Origin of the sequence: Salsuginibacillus halophilus (assembly GCF_003014715.1) — a bacterium.
In the GTDB taxonomy this organism is placed as follows: Bacteria; Bacillota; Bacilli; order Bacillales; family Marinococcaceae; genus Salsuginibacillus; species Salsuginibacillus halophilus.
This window is the reverse complement of sequence record NZ_PYAV01000002.1, coordinates 81203-97896: the sequence shown is the minus strand read 5'-3', so window position 1 is coordinate 97896 and position 16694 is coordinate 81203. Positions and strand designations below refer to the sequence as shown.

Annotated in this window: 15 protein-coding genes; 11 read left to right on the top strand and 4 right to left on the bottom strand. The window is 42.5% G+C overall.

Going from position 1 to position 16694, the window contains the following annotated elements:
• The 4 genes from B0H94_RS01930 to B0H94_RS01915 all read left to right on the top strand — a co-directional run bounded on the left by B0H94_RS01930 (position 1) and on the right by B0H94_RS01915 (position 6771).
• Positions 1–282: an Fpa/YlaN family protein gene (locus B0H94_RS01930; RefSeq protein ID WP_106587554.1), complete on the top strand. Its 282-nt coding sequence runs from the start codon at positions 1–3 to the stop codon at positions 280–282.
• Between the two features lie 236 nt (positions 283–518).
• Positions 519–3965, top strand: coding sequence for a pyruvate carboxylase (pyc, locus tag B0H94_RS01925; RefSeq protein ID WP_106587553.1), 3447 nt, complete (start codon positions 519–521; stop codon positions 3963–3965).
• 218 nt (positions 3966–4183) lie between these two features.
• Positions 4184–5605 (top strand): cryptochrome/photolyase family protein, encoded by a 1422-nt coding sequence (locus tag B0H94_RS01920; protein ID WP_106587552.1) that lies wholly within the window; start codon positions 4184–4186, stop codon positions 5603–5605.
• Positions 5602–6771: a GNAT family N-acetyltransferase gene (locus tag B0H94_RS01915; protein WP_146139897.1), complete on the top strand. Its 1170-nt coding sequence runs from the start codon at positions 5602–5604 to the stop codon at positions 6769–6771. The genes B0H94_RS01920 and B0H94_RS01915 overlap by 4 nt, the downstream gene beginning before the upstream one ends.
• Before the next feature lie 99 nt (positions 6772–6870).
• Here the strand turns inward: B0H94_RS01915 and B0H94_RS01910 are convergent, their stop codons facing one another.
• A complete protein-coding gene (locus B0H94_RS01910) occupies positions 6871–7761 on the bottom strand; it encodes a COX15/CtaA family protein (RefSeq protein WP_106587550.1) in 891 nt (296 codons plus the stop codon).
• 385 nt (positions 7762–8146) lie between these two features.
• Here B0H94_RS01910 and cyoE point away from each other — a divergent pair, with 385 nt between their 5' ends.
• From cyoE to B0H94_RS01880, 6 genes are all read left to right on the top strand, one after another.
• Positions 8147–9085 (top strand): heme o synthase, encoded by a 939-nt coding sequence (gene cyoE / locus B0H94_RS01905; protein ID WP_106587549.1) that lies wholly within the window; start codon positions 8147–8149, stop codon positions 9083–9085.
• Positions 9086–9144: 59 nt separating this feature from the next.
• A complete protein-coding gene (gene coxB, locus B0H94_RS01900; protein ID WP_106587548.1) occupies positions 9145–10242 on the top strand; it encodes a cytochrome c oxidase subunit II in 1098 nt (365 codons plus the stop codon).
• Between the two features lie 22 nt (positions 10243–10264).
• Positions 10265–12139: a cytochrome c oxidase subunit I gene (ctaD, locus tag B0H94_RS01895; RefSeq protein WP_106587547.1), complete on the top strand. Its 1875-nt coding sequence runs from the start codon at positions 10265–10267 to the stop codon at positions 12137–12139.
• A 2-nt stretch (positions 12140–12141) separates the two neighbouring features.
• Entirely contained in the window at positions 12142–12759 is a 618-nt protein-coding gene (locus tag B0H94_RS01890) for a cytochrome (ubi)quinol oxidase subunit III (protein ID WP_106587546.1), read from the top strand.
• A 4-nt stretch (positions 12760–12763) separates the two neighbouring features.
• Complete coding sequence (locus tag B0H94_RS01885; protein ID WP_106587545.1) at positions 12764–13108, top strand: cytochrome C oxidase subunit IV family protein; 345 nt, start codon at positions 12764–12766, stop codon at positions 13106–13108.
• A gap of 138 nt (positions 13109–13246) precedes the next feature.
• Entirely contained in the window at positions 13247–13807 is a 561-nt protein-coding gene (locus B0H94_RS01880; protein ID WP_245893873.1) for a DUF420 domain-containing protein, read from the top strand.
• A 22-nt stretch (positions 13808–13829) separates the two neighbouring features.
• Here B0H94_RS01880 and B0H94_RS01875 read toward each other — a convergent pair whose 3' ends face one another.
• From B0H94_RS01875 to B0H94_RS01865, 3 genes are all read right to left on the bottom strand, one after another.
• Positions 13830–14333 carry a hypothetical protein gene (locus B0H94_RS01875; protein ID WP_106587544.1) on the bottom strand — a complete coding sequence of 168 codons (504 nt, stop codon included), beginning with the start codon at positions 14331–14333 and terminating at the stop codon, positions 13830–13832.
• Positions 14334–14532: 199 nt separating this feature from the next.
• Positions 14533–15594, bottom strand: a complete 1062-nt coding sequence (ytvI, locus tag B0H94_RS01870; protein WP_106587543.1) for a sporulation integral membrane protein YtvI — start codon at positions 15592–15594, stop codon at positions 14533–14535.
• A 119-nt stretch (positions 15595–15713) separates the two neighbouring features.
• Positions 15714–16073: a YugN family protein gene (locus B0H94_RS01865; RefSeq protein WP_106587542.1), complete on the bottom strand. Its 360-nt coding sequence runs from the start codon at positions 16071–16073 to the stop codon at positions 15714–15716.
• 153 nt (positions 16074–16226) lie between these two features.
• On the opposite strand from B0H94_RS01865, the gene B0H94_RS01860 reads away from it, so the two are divergent.
• Positions 16227–16652 carry a CBS domain-containing protein gene (locus B0H94_RS01860; protein ID WP_106587541.1) on the top strand — a complete coding sequence of 142 codons (426 nt, stop codon included), beginning with the start codon at positions 16227–16229 and terminating at the stop codon, positions 16650–16652.
• Positions 16653–16694 lie beyond the last annotated feature (42 nt).

The window sequence follows — 16694 nt, the reverse complement described above, 5'->3', positions numbered from 1 at the left end:
GTGAGTATTGATGCCGCCCTCGTTCATCGGGATCAAGCCTACGATGAGTTGAAAGCTGATGCAGAAAAAATCCGCCAGCTTATCGAAGTTCAAATGGAAAACTTAACAATGCCGCAATGCCCGTTGTACGAAGAAGTGCTCGATACCCAGATGTTCGGGCTGTCCCGTGAAATTGACTTTGCGATCCGGATGAATCTGATCGATGAAACAACCGGTAAAAATATTATGGCTGAGCTGGAACGAAAGCTTGCCGAGCTGCACGAAGCAAGTGTAAGCAAATAAAGGGCCGAGGGATTCAATTGTGTGAATCTGCTCGGCCCTTTTCTCTTCATAAGCGTAAAAAAGTTTAATTAAATGTAAAACAACTTAACTGGTAAGACCATAGCTTTTGCACTTTTACGTAAAAGTGTTATAATGATTTTATTCTGAATTGTCAGTCATCACAAACGCATACATAACATATAGAAAATGTGTGCGTTTAGTGGCAATTAGAGAGACCATACGCAGGGAGGAATTTGATGAACGGGTTAGACAACATTCAGAAAGTGCTTGTAGCAAACCGTGGAGAAATTGCAATCCGCGTATTTCGTGCATGTACGGAACTTCATTTACGGACGGTAGCTGTATATTCTAAAGAAGATACTGGAGCCTACCACCGTTATAAAGCGGACGAAGCATACTTGATTGGAGAAGATAAAAGCCCGATCGATGCGTATTTAGACATTGAAAACATTATAGAAGTTGCCAAAAGTGTCGGGGTGGATGCAATTCATCCAGGCTATGGTTTTTTATCAGAAAACATACATTTTGCCCGCCGTTGTGAAGAAGAAGGTTTAATTTTCATTGGGCCAAATAGTACACATTTAGAAATGTTTGGCGACAAAATTCAAGCACGTGAGCAGGCGGTAAAGGCCGGCCTTCCTGTCATTCCAGGTACAGATGGACCGGTGAGCGGCCTCGATGAAGTTAAAACGTTTGCAGATCAGCACGGATTTCCGTTAATGATTAAAGCGTCACTTGGTGGCGGCGGTCGTGGTATGCGAATTGTACGCAGCTCTGAAGACCTTGCAGAGGCATATGACCGCGCGCGTTCTGAAGCTCGTTCTGCCTTTGGAAGCGACGAGGTCTACGTTGAGAAGTTTGTTGAAAATCCAAAGCATATTGAAGTGCAGGTGCTCGGTGATAAATTCGGGAATCTTGTGCACTTGTACGAGCGTGATTGCTCTGTTCAGCGGCGCCATCAAAAGGTTGTTGAAGTAGCACCAAGCTTATCCCTTGATGAAGATGTACGTGAAAAGATTAATCAAGCAGCTGTGCAGCTCGCAGAGAATATTGAATATATTAACGCAGGAACTGTAGAGTTTCTCGTTGATAAAAGCGGAGAATTCTTCTTTATTGAGGTGAATCCACGGGTTCAGGTTGAACATACCATCACCGAAATGGTAACAGGTGTTGATATTGTACAGACCCAGCTAATGATTGCAGATGGCAAAAACTTACACGGTCCAGAACTATCGATTCCAAAACAAGAAGAAATCCGGACGCACGGGTATGCCATTCAATCCCGGGTGACAACAGAAGACCCGGCGAATGATTTTATGCCGGACACAGGAAAAATCATGGCTTACCGCTCAGGTGGCGGCTTCGGTGTACGGCTGGATGCAGGAAATGGATTTCAAGGAGCGGTCATTTCCCCGCATTATGATTCCCTGCTTGTCAAAGTGTCCACCTGGTCTTTAACTTTCGAAGGTGCTGCTGCGAAAATGTTGAGAAACCTGCGGGAATTTAGAATCCGTGGCTTAAAAACCAACATTGCATTCTTAGAAAACGTTGTCCAGCATCCTAATTTTTTATCCGGAGATTATAATACATCATTTATTGATCACACACCGGAATTGTTCGTTTTCCCTAAGCGTAAAGACCGCGGGACGAAAATGCTCAGCTTTATTGGTGAAACAATCGTTAATGGATATCCAGGCCTTGAACAAGAAAGAAAGCCGATATTTGAAGTGCCGCCGGTACCAAAAGTGAAATATAGCGAACCGATCCCTGAAGGAACCAAGCAAATTCTTGAGCAACGCGGCCCGGAAGGATTAGCAGAATGGACAAAATCACAGAAAGAAGTTCTTTTAACAGATACGACGTTTCGTGATGCTCACCAGTCTCTCCTTGCAACGCGGATGCGCAGTCATGACTTGAAAACAATCGCAGAGCCGACAGCGCGTCTTGTACCGAACATTTTCTCCTCGGAGATGTGGGGCGGTGCAACATTTGATGTTGCTATGCGCTTTCTGCATGAAGACCCGTGGGAGCGCTTGATTTCGCTTCGCAAAAAGATGCCTAATACACTTTTACAAATGCTTCTACGTGCTTCTAATGCGGTAGGTTATAAAAATTACCCTGACAACTTGATTGAGGAGTTCGTGGAAAAGTCAGCGAATGCCGGCATTGATGTATTTAGAATCTTTGACTCGCTCAACTGGTTAGAAGGAATGAAGCATGCGATTCACCAAGTGCGGAATACAGGTAAAGTGGCGGAAGCAGCGATCTGTTATACCGGGGATATTCTTGACCCGAATCGTACAAAATATGATTTGAACTACTATAAAGAAATGGCCCGGGCTTTGGAGCAGGAAGGGGCTCACTTTCTCGGAATTAAAGATATGGCCGGTCTGTTAAAACCGCAGGCAGCTTATGAACTTATTGGCGAGTTGAAAGAAACTGTTGATTTGCCAATCCACCTTCACATGCACGATACAAGTGGTAACGGGATTTTTTCGTATGCGAAGGCAGTGGAAGCAGGTGTTGATGTTGTAGATGTAGCTGTCAGCTCTATGGCTGGCATGACTTCACAGCCGAGCGCCAACAGTCTCTACTATGCGCTTTCAACCCACGAGCGCCAGCCTGATATTAATGTAGAAGCTTTAAAAGAGCTCGGTGAGTATTGGGAAGGTGTGCGCGATTATTATCAAGGTTTCGAGAGCGGCATGAATGCACCACACCCTGAAGTTTATGAGCACGAAATGCCTGGGGGACAGTACAGCAACTTGCAGCAACAGGCTAAAGCTGTAGGCCTTGGGGATCGTTGGGGTGAAGTGAAGCGGATGTACCGCCGTGTGAATGATATGTTTGGTGATATTGTCAAGGTGACGCCTTCTTCAAAAGTTGTTGGGGATATGGCACTTTATATGGTGCAAAACGATCTAACAGAAGAAGATGTGTACAACCGGGGTGAGCAACTTGACTTTCCAGACTCTGTTGTTGAATTATTCCAAGGTTATTTAGGGCAGCCGCACGAAGGTTTCCCAAAAGATTTGCAGCGCATCATTTTAAAAGGTCGTGAAGCTTTAGAAGACCGGCCGAGTGAGTACATGGAGGCCGTCGATTTTGATCAATTAAATGAAGATCTTTATCATAAGCTCGGTCGTCAAGTGACCGCGCATGATGTGATTTCTTACGCGCTTTATCCAAAGGTTTATATGGATTACCAAAAGTTTCAACAACAGTTTGGTGACGTGTCTGTGCTTGATACACCAACGTTCTTTTACGGCTTACGCCTTGGCGAAGAAATTGAAGTTGAAATTGAGCAGGGCAAAACATTGATTGTGAAGCTTGTATCGATCTCAAAGCCGCAGGAAAACGGAAACCGTATCGTTTATTTTGAACTGAATGGTCAGCCGCGTGAGGTTATGATTAAAGATCAAAATGCAGTGGTTGACAGTAGCGTACGACCAAAGGCGGATGAAAGCAATGAAAAGCATATTGGTGCATCTATGCCTGGAACTGTTGTACAAACAATTACTTCAGCCGGTGTACAAGTGGAGAAAGGCGACCATTTAATGATTACAGAAGCGATGAAAATGGAAACGACTGTACAAGCACCATTTGCAGGCACAATTAAAGAAGTTTATGCCAAAGATGGTGAACCGATCGAATCTGGTGATTTATTAATTGAATTTGAGTAAAAACGGGTAATTATAGAGGCGGAGGATCACTACATCTTTCCGCACTATGAGAAAAGCGGCTTAAAAGCTTGCTTGCGGGGGATTAACGACTGAAACGCAACCGGGAAAAATCCGGGGTGCTTACAGTTCACTTCCTTCTAAGTGAGTTGAAGCCGCTTTTCTTATATGTTCATGCGTTTTTGAATCATCGAAAGGTAGTACAGTCAGGAGGATAAGGTATGGGTATAAGAGCATTATGGATACGTCGTGAATTTCGTTTTGATGATCAACCAGCGCTTGATGCAATGTTATCGGATATGGATAAGAATCAAGATGAAGGTTTTTTGTTTTTTCAACTTGATCCAGTTTTTCTTCATGAGCCGTGCCTGCACCATGATTATTTTTTTCATACACTTGAAGCATTTCAAAAAGAAGCTGAAGCCGCTGGTATTGCACTCTACATTATTTACGGTGATGCTGTAGAAGTTATAAGAGGGTTACTTACAAATGAAGACGAGATAACTACATTATACGCAGCTGCCGATGATGTAGGTTATGGAAAAGAACGAGACGACCGCGCAGCACAAGTGTGTCGTGAAAACGGCGTGAATCTTCGTATGTTCTCTGAAGGGAAGTTGCTGGACCCAGGAGAAATTTTGAAAAAGGACGGTGGGTACTACGAAAAGTTCACACCTTATTACAAACAATGGAAAGCACATCCAAAACCAACACCTGTACATACAACGAAAGCTGGTGCGCGTCAATGTCATTATCAAAGCAGATATTTGAGAGAGCTCCATGAAAAAGGCAGTAAAAGGTTAAACAGCTATTTACAAAACCGCCCTGTGCCATCTTGGCATGTTTACAGCGAGCATGGCGCAAAGCAGTATTTAAACTATGTCATTCGTGAGCGTTTGCCGGGCTATGCTGAACAGCGCGACTACTTAGATGAAATTGGAACGACCCAGCTCTCCCCGTTAATTAAAACAGGAAGGCTTTCTGTGCGAATGATCTTTCACGAAGTTAATCATACAGAGAATACGAATGAAGAAAGCCGCGAAGCTTTGCAGGCTGAACTGGCGTGGCGGGATTTTTTTCATATGGTTCATTATGCAAAAGGTCAGATGCGAAACGAAGCGTTAAACCCCAAATATCAAGGTATGAGGTGGCAAGGTGTGACTGAAGAAATCGAAGCTTGGAAAGAAGGAAGAACAGGCGTGCCGTTAATCGATGCAGCGATGCGGCAGTTGAAAACCGAAGGATGGATGCCAAACCGTCTTCGAATGCTTACTGCTTCTTTTTTTACAAAGCATATGCTTGCTGATTGGAGAGAAGGTGAAGACCATTTCCGAAAATATTTAATTGATTATGATGTTTCTTCAAATGCAGGAGGATGGCAGTGGGCTGCTTCTATTGGGGTGGATCCTGTTCCTTACTTCAGAATATTTAATCCTTACCGTCAAGGCGAGCGTTTTGACGAGGCAGGTCATTACGTTAAAAAGTTTGTTCCTGAACTTAGAAGGGTGGAAGGTCATAATGTTCATGATGAGAAAAACATGAATTCCCGACCTGTATCTACCTATCCTGTACCGATGCTTGATCATAAGTCGCGCCGTGAAGAAGCTTTAATACACTTTAAAGAGGCAGGGGATCAATCGTGAACATACGTCGGTTAACAATGGATGATTTTGAACAAAGTTTATCACTTGGACAGTTTGCGTTTCAAAATGAATTAAGTGAAGAGGAGCGTGAACAGGCGAAAAAACGGTTTGTGCCAAACGATCACTGGGGGATTTTTGACGAAGAAAATGCTTTAATGTCAAAGCTTGCATTGCTGCCGATGGATGTTTACTTCCACGGCAGTCCATTGAAAGCATGCGGCGTTTCAAGTGTCAGCAGTTGGCCGGAGCACCGTCGTCAAGGTCACATCCGCCAATTGTTGGATGAAAGCTTAAAAGACATGTATGAACGGGGCGCAGCCCTGTCTTTGTTATATCCGTTTAACATCTCATTTTATCGGAATTTCGGATGGGAATTATTTTGTGAGCGTACAAAATGGCAATTTAATCAGTTGCAACTTCCAAAGCCTGAGCAGCCTGAACATGGACGTATCCGTCGGCTCAAGCAAGAAGACTGGGAAGATTTAAACCATGTGTATCAAGCATTTGCTGCAGGTTATTCTGGAACGCTCGTACGGGACGAAGTTTGGTGGGACCAGCGGGTACAAAAGTCGAAAAAAGGTCAAAGGGCTGTATATGAAAACGAAACGGGCAGCCCTGAAGGTTACGTTATTTTTGAAGTGAAGGAACAAGAGCTGAAAGTGAAAGAGCTCGTTTACACAACACCGCAGGCTAAACAGGCGCTTAGCGGTTTCCTCGGGCAGCACGATTCTATGGTGGAAGAGAGTGAATGGACGGTGCCTCCAAATGAATCTTTTCGCTTTTTCTTAAAAGACCCGAAAGTTACTGAAGAAACAAAGCCTTATTTTATGGCTCGGGTGGTTAATGCCGAAAAGCTTTTAAAGGCGGTTCCGTGGGGTAGTTGTAAGCAAGAAAATTTAGATCTTATATTAAAAGATGATTTTGCTTCCTGGAATAACGGTATCTACCGTTTGCACTTTAAAGAACAAACCTATGTAGAAGTTGTAGAGGCTGCAAATGATGACGCGATCGAACTTGATGTAAAAGCGTTAATTCCCATTTTGTTCAGTTACGTTACTGCTGAAGAGCTCCATGCAGCAGGTACTTTACAAGGTAGTGCTGAAATCATAGCTTCACTGCAGCAAGCAGTACCAAAAACCATACCGTTTCTTTATGACTTTTTTTAAGGTAAAGGATCATTTAACGGTTAAAAATATGCATGAAAATTCGAGGCCGCCTGCAGAACAAGCGGCCTCGAAAAGTTAATTTATACGCCTATATGATGTCTAGCTCGTTTTTCTTGTAATAATCATTCCGATATAGCAAAGTACGCTGAATAATAAAGAAACGATTAAAGCGTGAAAAAGACCGGATGTTAAATAGCTGTCAGAAAATAAAATGGCAAAACCAGCTGCAGCTTGACTCAGAACAAGCGCAACACTGATGCCGCTTAATGCCGCTAGTAATTTGCGACCGCTAGCCTGCTTAAATGACCAGATCAAGAGCACAATCAATAATAAAACAAGGAAGTAAGCAGAAAAACGGTGCATCATATGAACCCATTGCTGCATGCTGCCTGCTGAAAACAAGCCATTATCACAAAAAATCAAGCCGTCACAGGCAAATGTCGAACCGGTATGTTTAACATAAGCCCCTGTATAAATGACGGCGTAACAATAAGTTAAGACAAAGAAGAAGTAATACCGGAAAGTCCGGCTCACCCGCGGTGCTGGTGGTTGCCCTTCTCGTTCAAAAGGAAGAATCGTTAACATGATTACTGTAGCTAATGAAATCGCCGAGATCCCAAAGTGAAGTGCTAGTACTAAGTTCGAATGCCCCCATACAACAGCGGCTGCTCCCATTAACCCTTGAAAAATCACAAAGAGGACTGCCATAATACTCCAAAATTTTGTTTCACGTCGGTGCGAAAGACGTTTCCAAGCCCAAAAGGCTAAAACAATGACCATTAAGCCAACTAGACCAGATACAAGGCGGTGACTGTATTCAATAATGGTTTCAATGGCGGGGGACTCGGGCACAGCTTCGCCAAAACAAAGCGGCCAAGTTGACCCGCAACCATCCTCAGAACCGGTTTTTGTTACAAGTGACCCTTGTAGTAAAACGAGGATCATGCCTAAAGATGTCAATATACCGAACGTTTTTAACCCTTTGTACACATTCGTTCACCCTTTAATTCATGCGAATTTGTCAAATCATAATGTAAAGCACCTACATCTTATGAAGGATTGATGCAAAAGTCAATTTCATGCAGTGTAACGTCAATAAATTGTGCACAAATGTGAAGAAAGTGTGAATGTAGCTAAGGTAATGAAACAAACTAGAAATTAAGCTATAATAGTCATAGTGCATATTAGTGGGGCCAATAATGAGCCTTTGTCAACAAATGTGAAATAATTGTCAAAAGCCATACTGAACAAAACGCTAAAAATATGCTATGATGCCTTATGTCGAAGTGTGGAAGGTTCTTGAGGATCTTTATGTAAGAAATAAGGTATACAAACGAATTATAAAGTTTGTTATTGATCAAAGGAGGTGAACAAAATGGATAAGACGGATGCTGTGATGAAATCTGCGGTAATGGGCCCGGAAGCGGAGCGCCTCTCTATGAAGGAAGAGGGCAGTGCATGGCGTCATTACTGGACGCTGGCTAAGATGGGGATCGTTAACTCCAATCTGTTGACCGCCTTTGCAGGTTATTTCCTTGCAGCAAGTTATACAGCGGGCTTTCAGTTTACCCAGAACATTCACCTTCTTATTTTGACAATGCTCGGTATTGGTCTTGTAATGGCTGGTGGTTGTACGATTAACAATTACATTGATCGTGATATTGATGGTAAAATGGAGCGGACACGAGAACGTCCGACAGCTACAGGGCATGTCCAGCCGAAAAACGTACTTGCGGTAGGTGTACTTCAAGCAGCTGTCGGTCTAGGGTTGCTCGTATCAGTAGAACTTGTCGCAGCGTTTATAGCGCTTGTCGGTTTTTTTGTATATGTCGTACTTTATTCGATGTGGACAAAACGAACCCACTCGTTAAACACAATTGTCGGCAGTATTTCAGGAGCCGTACCACCGCTTGTAGGGTGGGCAGCTGTAGATCCGGCTCTCCATCAGTATGCATGGATATTGTTTGCAATTATGTTTGTTTGGCAGCCGCCACACTTTTTGGCACTAGCAATGAAGCGGTGTGAAGAGTACCGAGCTGCGGGAATTCCAATGCTACCTGTCGTTGCCGGGTTTGAGATGACGAAGCGGCAGATCATTGTATATGTTGCGGCGCTACTTCCAGTTTCACTTTTATTGTTTGAGTTCGGTGCATTTTACACAACCGTGACTGCACTGCTTGGCGCAGGTTGGCTCGTGTTAGGACTTGCCGGATTTAAGATGAAAGATGATGTGAAGTGGGCACGCCTTATGTTTGTGTACTCGCTCAATTATTTAACCATTTTGTTTGTGTTAATGATCATCATTCACATATAAATTTTCACCGGTGATCAGAAAAAGAAATTAATTTTTTAAGAAAGTGAGGTAGGGAGTCCATGAGTCAGTGGAAACGCTTACTCCAATACCTTACAGCGGCTTCAGTACTTTTTGTGCTGGCCGGTTGTGGGGAAGAGGGGATTACCGCTTTAGACCCGCAGGGTCCACAGGCGCAGTGGTTGTATGACAACATGCTGCTTAGCTTGTACGTAATGGCGTTCGTCATTATCGTTGTTTTTGTTTTATTCTTCATCATTGTAGCGAAATTCCGCCGGAAACCGGGAGATGATGAAATTCCGGAGCAGGTGGAAGGAAGTAAAACCCTTGAGTTGACTTGGACAATTATTCCAATCTTCTTGCTTGCAATTCTTGCTGTTCCAACAGTGACAGGAACATTCATCCTTGCTGATACCGATCCGGATCCAGAAGGTTCAGAATTTACGAGCGGAAGTGGAAGCTCGGGTGAAGAAGAACTCGATGAAGATGAAGTAGCAGAAGATGGTGTAACAATTGAAGTTACAGGACACCAGTACTGGTGGCAGTTTGACTATGAAGAAGGATTCACAGCCGGTCAGGAGGTTTACATACCTGCAGGCGAAAAGGTTGAGTTTGAACTGCATGCTTCAGATGTTATGCACTCGTTCTGGGTACCTGCACTCGGTGGTAAGGTAGATACGATTCCGGGAATTACGAACTACTTATGGCTTGAAGCTGATGAGCCTGGTGTCTATCAAGGTAAATGTGCCGAGCTGTGCGGTCCTTCCCACGCATTAATGGAGTTTCAGCTTATCGCGCTAGAACGTGATGAGTATGATGCCTGGGTTGAAGAAATGTCTGAAGACCCTGAAGAAATTCAGGACACAGGTGAAGCTGAGCGCGGTCACGAAGTGTTTGAAGAGCAAGGCTGCATCGGTTGTCACGCAATCGGCGGTTCTGGGTCCGCAGCAGGCCCGACGTTGACAAACTTTGGTGATCGTGAAGCATTTGCGGGTATTCTTGAGGCAACTGATGAGAACCTTGAAGAGTGGATCCGCGATCCTGAATCGATTAAGCAGGACAACGATATGCCGGCATATCCAGAAGAAAGCATTAACGATGAGGATATGGACGCGCTTATTGAGTACTTGCAGAGCTTAACAATTCTTGAAGATGAATAAGTAAGATAGGGGGTAAAGACCATTGGCTGATAATTATGCCAACACGGCAGATAAAAGCGTCTTATGGGATTGGTTAACGACTGTTGACCATAAAAAGATTGCCATTATGTATTTAATTGCCGGAACGTTGTTTTTCGTTAAAGCCGGTGTCATGGCGCTTTTTATGCGTATCCAGTTGATGCGTCCGGAAATGGAATTTATCACCGGACAGACATTTAACGAATTAATTACCATGCACGGAACCATTATGCTCTTTCTGGCGGCGACGCCATTAATATTTGCGTTTATGAACTTTGCCGTACCGCTTCAAATTGGGGCACGTGACGTTGCATTTCCATTCGTTAACGCATTAGGTTTTTGGATTTTCTTCTTTGGTGGTCTCTTATTAAGTGTAAGCTGGTTCTTCGGCGGCGGTCCGGATGCCGGCTGGACATCTTATGTGCCACTCGCAAGTCGAGAACACGGGGGTCTAGGAATTGACTTTTACGTGCTCGGTTTGCAGGTAAGTGGTATTGGTACACTTGTATCAGGAATCAACTTTATTGTTACGATTATTAACATGCGTGCGCCGGGCATGACGATGATGCGTTTGCCATTATTCGTTTGGACCACGCTAGTTGTTTCAATCTTGATTGTATTTGCATTTACGCCGCTAGCGGCTGGTCTTGCACTACTAATGCTTGACCGTATCTTTGGTGGTCAGTTCTTTATTCCAGGTATGGATGGTAATGTTGTATTATGGCAGCACATCTTCTGGATCTTTGGTCACCCGGAAGTATACATTTTAGTATTACCAGCTTTTGGAATAATTTCTGAGGTTATTCCGGCTTTCTCAAGAAAACGCTTGTTTGGTTACTCTGCGATGGTTTTTGCAACGCTCGTTATTGCGTTCCTAGGTTTCATGGTTTGGGTACACCACATGTTTACAGTGGGTATCGGGCCGGTAGCAAACTCCATTTTTGCCATTGCTACAATGGCGATTGCAGTACCTACAGGTATTAAAATCTTTAACTGGCTCTTTACAATGTGGGGCGGAAAACTGACTTTCAATACTGCGATGCTGTGCGCATCTTCGTTTGTACCAACATTCGTACTTGGTGGTGTTACCGGGGTTATGCTTGCGATGGCTCCTGTAGACCACTTGTATCACGATACGTACTTCGTTGTTGCACACTTTCACTACATCATTATCGGTGGTATTGTTTTAGGTCTTTTTGCAGCATTATTCTACTGGTACCCGAAAATGTTTGGTCACAAGTTGAACGAGGCCCTTGGAAAATGGATGTTTTGGCTGTTTTATATCGGTTTCCATTTAACGTTCTTCGTTCAGCACATCCTTGGTTTGATCGGGATGCAGCGCCGTATCTATACGTATCTTGAAGGTCAAGGTATGGCAACAATGAATATGATCTCTACAATTGGAACATTCATTATGGCGTTTGCAGTTGTTCTGTTAGTCTTTAACGTGGTTTACTCTGCATATAAGAGTGAACGCATTACTGAGCGTGACCCTTGGGATGCACGTACACTAGAGTGGGCTACAAACACGCCTGTACCTGAGTATAATTTTGCTCAAACACCACAAGTTCGTTCACTTGATCCATGGTTTTATGAGAAAGTACATGGAGATGGCACGATGAAACCAGCGGAACCGTTAGATGATATTCACATGCCAAACGGTTCAATTCTGCCATTTATGATTGGTCTTGGTCTCTTTATTGGCGGTTTCGGTTTTATTATGATGAACATGGAAAATCCAATTGTTCCACCGCTGCTCGTTGTTATTCTCGGTGCAGTGCTGACCTTTGGCTCGATGGGCTTACGTTCCATTAAAGAAGATCATGGTTACAACATTCCACTCGAACGTATCAAAAAGATCGAGAAGGAGGCTAGCTGATCATGGCCGATTCCGTTGATATGACAAAGGGTCTGCCCTCTCATCCGGAGAGGGCGACACTGGACGGTAAAAACAAATTTTTAGGATTCTGGGTATTTCTTGGCGGCGAAACAATTATGTTTGCCACATTTTTCGGGACATATTTAGGTCTAATGAGCGGTACCGCTGATGGTCCCACATCAAGCGATATTTTCTCACTGCCGCTTGTGTTCATTATGACCATGATTCTTTTGACAAGTTCTTTGACGAGCGTGCTTGCCATGTTTGCCATGAAAAAGAACAACTTTAAGGGACTTATGGTCTGGATGTGGGTTACAGTACTGCTAGGGGCTTCTTTCCTCGGTTTAGAGATTTATGAATTCTACGAGTACTACCACTATGGTTTAGGGTATACTACAAGTGCATTTGCTTCTTCGTTCTATACGTTGGTTGGCTTGCACGGGGCTCACGTACTATTTGGCCTGGGGTGGATCACCACATTATTAATTCGTTATCGTAGTGCCGGGATTACATTGACAAATGCACCTAAGTTTTATGTGGCGAGCTTGTATTGGCACTTCATTGACGTGATTTGGGTATTCATTTTCACTGTCGTTTATCTTATGGGAGTAGGAGGTTAAGCTTATGGGTGAAAACCTTTCTCAGCCTTTTGAAAAAAGCGCAATGTCAAAAGATGAACGCATTCAGCTTGAAAGAGAGAAGCGGATTCAAATTACAGCCTTTGCATTTATGATCTCTTTGACGCTGCTTGCGTTTATTGCAACTGGAAGCGAAATTATTCCAGCCGTTTTCACAGTGCCGTTTATTGTAGGCCTGGCGGTCATTCAGTTCTTCCTTCAATTGTTTTATTTCATGCATTTGAAGGATAAAAACCATGCATGGCCGAATATGATGATGGTTTCCGGGGTATTTTTATCAACACCGACAATAATTGCTTTGGCATTATTGTTAGGAGAAACAAAGTTTTAATGGATATTAAGAAAAACCGGTGGTGCTTTGGCGCCACCGGTTTTTATCCGTCAAAAGATTGTAATATGAAGTGTGACGTAACATATACAAGTTCATGTATAATGAATTTGGATACTGATACATAAAGGAGGGTTCCATTTGGCTTCAGCAGATACACCGACAAACGAGAACGAACAAAAGCCAAAAAGCTTTACACCTATTGTTGTTACACTAACGGTTTTAATTAATGGGCTCGTTGTTTTGCTGTTTTTAATGGATGGATATGCAGGGGATGATATAGGTTTTGATTTAACGGTGCTACCAATGATGAATGCAATTTTTAACAGCTTTACGACGGTGTTTTTATTTGCAGCGTTGTTTGCGATTTTGCGTAAAAATGTTAAAGTTCATAAACGGTTTATTTATGCAGCATTTACCACCACTGCGCTCTTTTTAGTAACGTACGTCACATATCACTTCTTAGCTGATGAAACAGCGTACGGCGGTACAGGGCTGCTTGCATATACGTATTACTTTATTTTAATTACGCATATTATTTTAGCAATCATTATCGTTCCATTAGCATTGTTTTCGTTCTTCTGGGGCATTACAAATCAAGTTGAACGTCACCGAAAGATTGCACGTTGGACGATGCCGATTTGGTTGTACGTCAGCATTACAGGTGTGCTCGTTTATTTAATGATTTCTCCGTATTACTAAAGAAGCCACCGCGCAGCTTAACTCAGCTGTCTGCGGTGGCTTCTTCTTTTTCATACGTGTGTTTATGATAATAAACGCCGTCTTTAATTTTTACAAGCTTTAAATAAGGCCGGTCTGAAAAAAAATCTAAATCACGTTTTGATAAAATAATCGCTTCCTGCGGATCACCAGGGTGTAGTTTATGATGATCATGAACTTTAACCTCAAACGCTTGGTATTTAAATAACACGAGCATAAGCGGATTGAAATAGTACATGTTTACTTGAAGTGAAAGTACAAAAAGCAGAACCATAATAATTAAAAAAGTTAATGTATCCGCCACGGAGGTGAAACTTGTATTTAAAATCGGTAGGAAAAAAGAAACAACATAAGCTGTGAAAAGTTCATTTTTAATTGGTCTGACATTTACAATCTGCCGGTCCATTTCAGGCTGGGTTTTGTTATGTTGATGTTTAAAAAGGCCGCGGTAAGCGTAATAAAAGCAATGAGCCAGTACCACTGTCGTAATTGCGAATAGCGTGCCCATCTCGATAGCTCCAAGGTTATGATCCTCTTGCAACCGTATCAAAGCGATATAAAAAACAGGTGCATATGAGCTAAGAAACAAACAAATTTTCAAGTGTAAAATTTTCAATTAAAGCGCCTTCTTTCTTCAACATTGTAAAATAGGTCTCTCGTTAAACGAAGCAGTACCGCAGCACATTTATTGCTACGGTACTATAACTTTAAACTTTAAAATTCAGTTTTATAATACCTGCTTCACGTGCAGATGTAAATGCAATGACAAGCAGCGGGCCGGCGATGAACCCAATAACACCGAAAAGCATCAGTCCAATATAAAGTGAGATTAAGGTAGCAAGCGGGGATAATCCAATGTGGTGCCCCATTACTTTTGGTTCGACGGTACGCCGGATAATTAACAACACGGCTGCAAGAATTAAAAGTTGCGTACCTAAAAACACATCGCCGTTTACGATAAACTCAAATAGTGCCCATGGACTTAATACCGCAATCGACCCAATGATAGGTATAAAGTCAATTAACCAAATGATAATGGACATAATGAGAGCAAGTTCTGGTGCTATAAATAGCAGCGTAATGTAGCTGACGGCAAATATAATGATACTGACTAAAAATTGGGCTTTGAAAAAACCTGCGATGACAAATGCCAGCCGTGAGCTCATAAAATGAACCTTTTCTGCTGTGCTTTCTTTCATAAATGAATACATCTGTTTTCGCAAACGTGGAAGTTCGAGCATGAATAAAAATAAGGCAATTAAGTATACAAGAAACGAAATTAAAAAATTAGGTATTGAAGCTACAAATGCGGTGATGGTGGCAATAACATCCGCTTCGGAAAATTGATCTCGCATTGCAATTAAGCTTTCGTTAATCTGGCTGTTAATTTCACGGATAAGATCCGGCGGTACGTCAGCATATGTATGCTCTAAATTTGTTTGGAAAGAAAGAAGTGCCTGGTTCATTTGGTTAATATAATCAGGTAAGTTTTCTACAAAATAAATGACCTGTGTAACAGCTTGTAATGCTATGACATAACCTGCTGTGGCAAATGCAAGTACAAAGGTTGTGAATGTAAGCATCACGGCTAGGTTACGTTTCATTTTAAACCGCTCATGCATTATTCGTACAACGGGTGATAAGATGAGGGCTGTAAACAAGGCAAGAAGGATTGGGACAGAAACTGGAAGGATAAAATAAGCTGCCACTGCTGCAATAATAATTGTAGTTAAAGCAATAATATTTCTTTTCGTTAAAAAACTAGACACATTTATACCCCTTTCCTGCCTTTCATTGAACAAGTTTAAATTTTGCTGACGCAAGTGAAAAAGAAAACCGGGTGAACAAAGTCATCCGGTTTTGCTTCTTTTTTACTTTTGCGTACAAATTAAACGCCGAGTTCGTTCAGTTCCCCTTCAAGTTGCTTTAATTTACTTTCGCATTTGGCAACAATTTTTTCCGGGAATTCCTCATCGTACTCAACCCCGTGTGGGTAATAGTGGCGGCCCAAAACAGGTGTGAGAAGTTTGACAACAGCATTATCTTTTGGAATCTCACCGCTAATTGCAACAGCCTGTTGTCGGAGAAAGTAAGTAGCCTCGTCTGTAGCATCAAGCATCTTAACGTCAAATGTTACACGTTCGTAGTCCCACTGCCCTTCATGAATAAATGATAAATCACTCATGATTCGTGACAACTGGGCAAAGTTTATTTCCTTTTCTTGAACATCAAATCCCGTAATTTTCATGCAGCAACCTCCTACGACAATGATCTTCTTTAATCATATTATGAATTATCATCATATGCAACGCAATTGTTTGGCATTCCAATGACAAACGTGTATAAACACAGTATGCGAAGGTGAAGCTACATATGATACTAAATAGGGAGTGTGAATGATATGTCTATGATTCAAGAAGTGATGACAACAGATGTGAAAACATGTACCCCCGATGATCACATTGTTGAAGTCGCCCAGATGATGCGCGATGAAAACGTTGGTGCAATTCCTGTAACTGAAGAAGGTTCATTGATGGGGATGATTACAGACCGTGATATTGTATTGCGCTGTGTCTCTAACGAAAACATAACGGCAGCTGTTCGTGAGGCGATGAGTGAACAGATGGAAACTGGCACACCGGATATGGATGTGGATGAAGCAGCAAATAAAATGGCTATGCGGCAAATTCGAAGACTTCCTGTCATTGAACAAGGTAAGCTTGTAGGGATTGTCGCATTGAAAGACTTGGCTGAAGGGCAGACAACCGTAGACGAGGCATCATTTGCTTTATCAGAAATCTCCGAGTCCGTTGAAGTTCATCATTAAAAATTGTTAAGTATTTATCATTCATGGTAAGACGAAGGCTGC

Excerpts from the sequence above, each read along its gene's own strand:
- pyc (WP_106587553.1), top strand. The coding sequence starts at position 519 with ATGAACGGGTTAGACAACATTCAGAAAGTGCTTGTAGCAAACCGTGGA.
- B0H94_RS01920 (WP_106587552.1), top strand. The coding sequence starts at position 4,184 with ATGGGTATAAGAGCATTATGGATACGTCGTGAATTTCGTTTTGATGAT.
- cyoE (WP_106587549.1), top strand. The coding sequence starts at position 8,147 with ATGGATAAGACGGATGCTGTGATGAAATCTGCGGTAATGGGCCCGGAA.
- coxB (WP_106587548.1), top strand. The coding sequence starts at position 9,145 with ATGAGTCAGTGGAAACGCTTACTCCAATACCTTACAGCGGCTTCAGTA.
- B0H94_RS01890 (WP_106587546.1), top strand. The coding sequence starts at position 12,142 with ATGGCCGATTCCGTTGATATGACAAAGGGTCTGCCCTCTCATCCGGAG.
- B0H94_RS01885 (WP_106587545.1), top strand. The coding sequence starts at position 12,764 with ATGGGTGAAAACCTTTCTCAGCCTTTTGAAAAAAGCGCAATGTCAAAA.
- B0H94_RS01875 (WP_106587544.1), bottom strand. The coding sequence starts at position 14,333 with ATGGGCACGCTATTCGCAATTACGACAGTGGTACTGGCTCATTGCTTT.
- B0H94_RS01865 (WP_106587542.1), bottom strand. The coding sequence starts at position 16,073 with ATGAAAATTACGGGATTTGATGTTCAAGAAAAGGAAATAAACTTTGCC.
- B0H94_RS01860 (WP_106587541.1), top strand. The coding sequence starts at position 16,227 with ATGTCTATGATTCAAGAAGTGATGACAACAGATGTGAAAACATGTACC.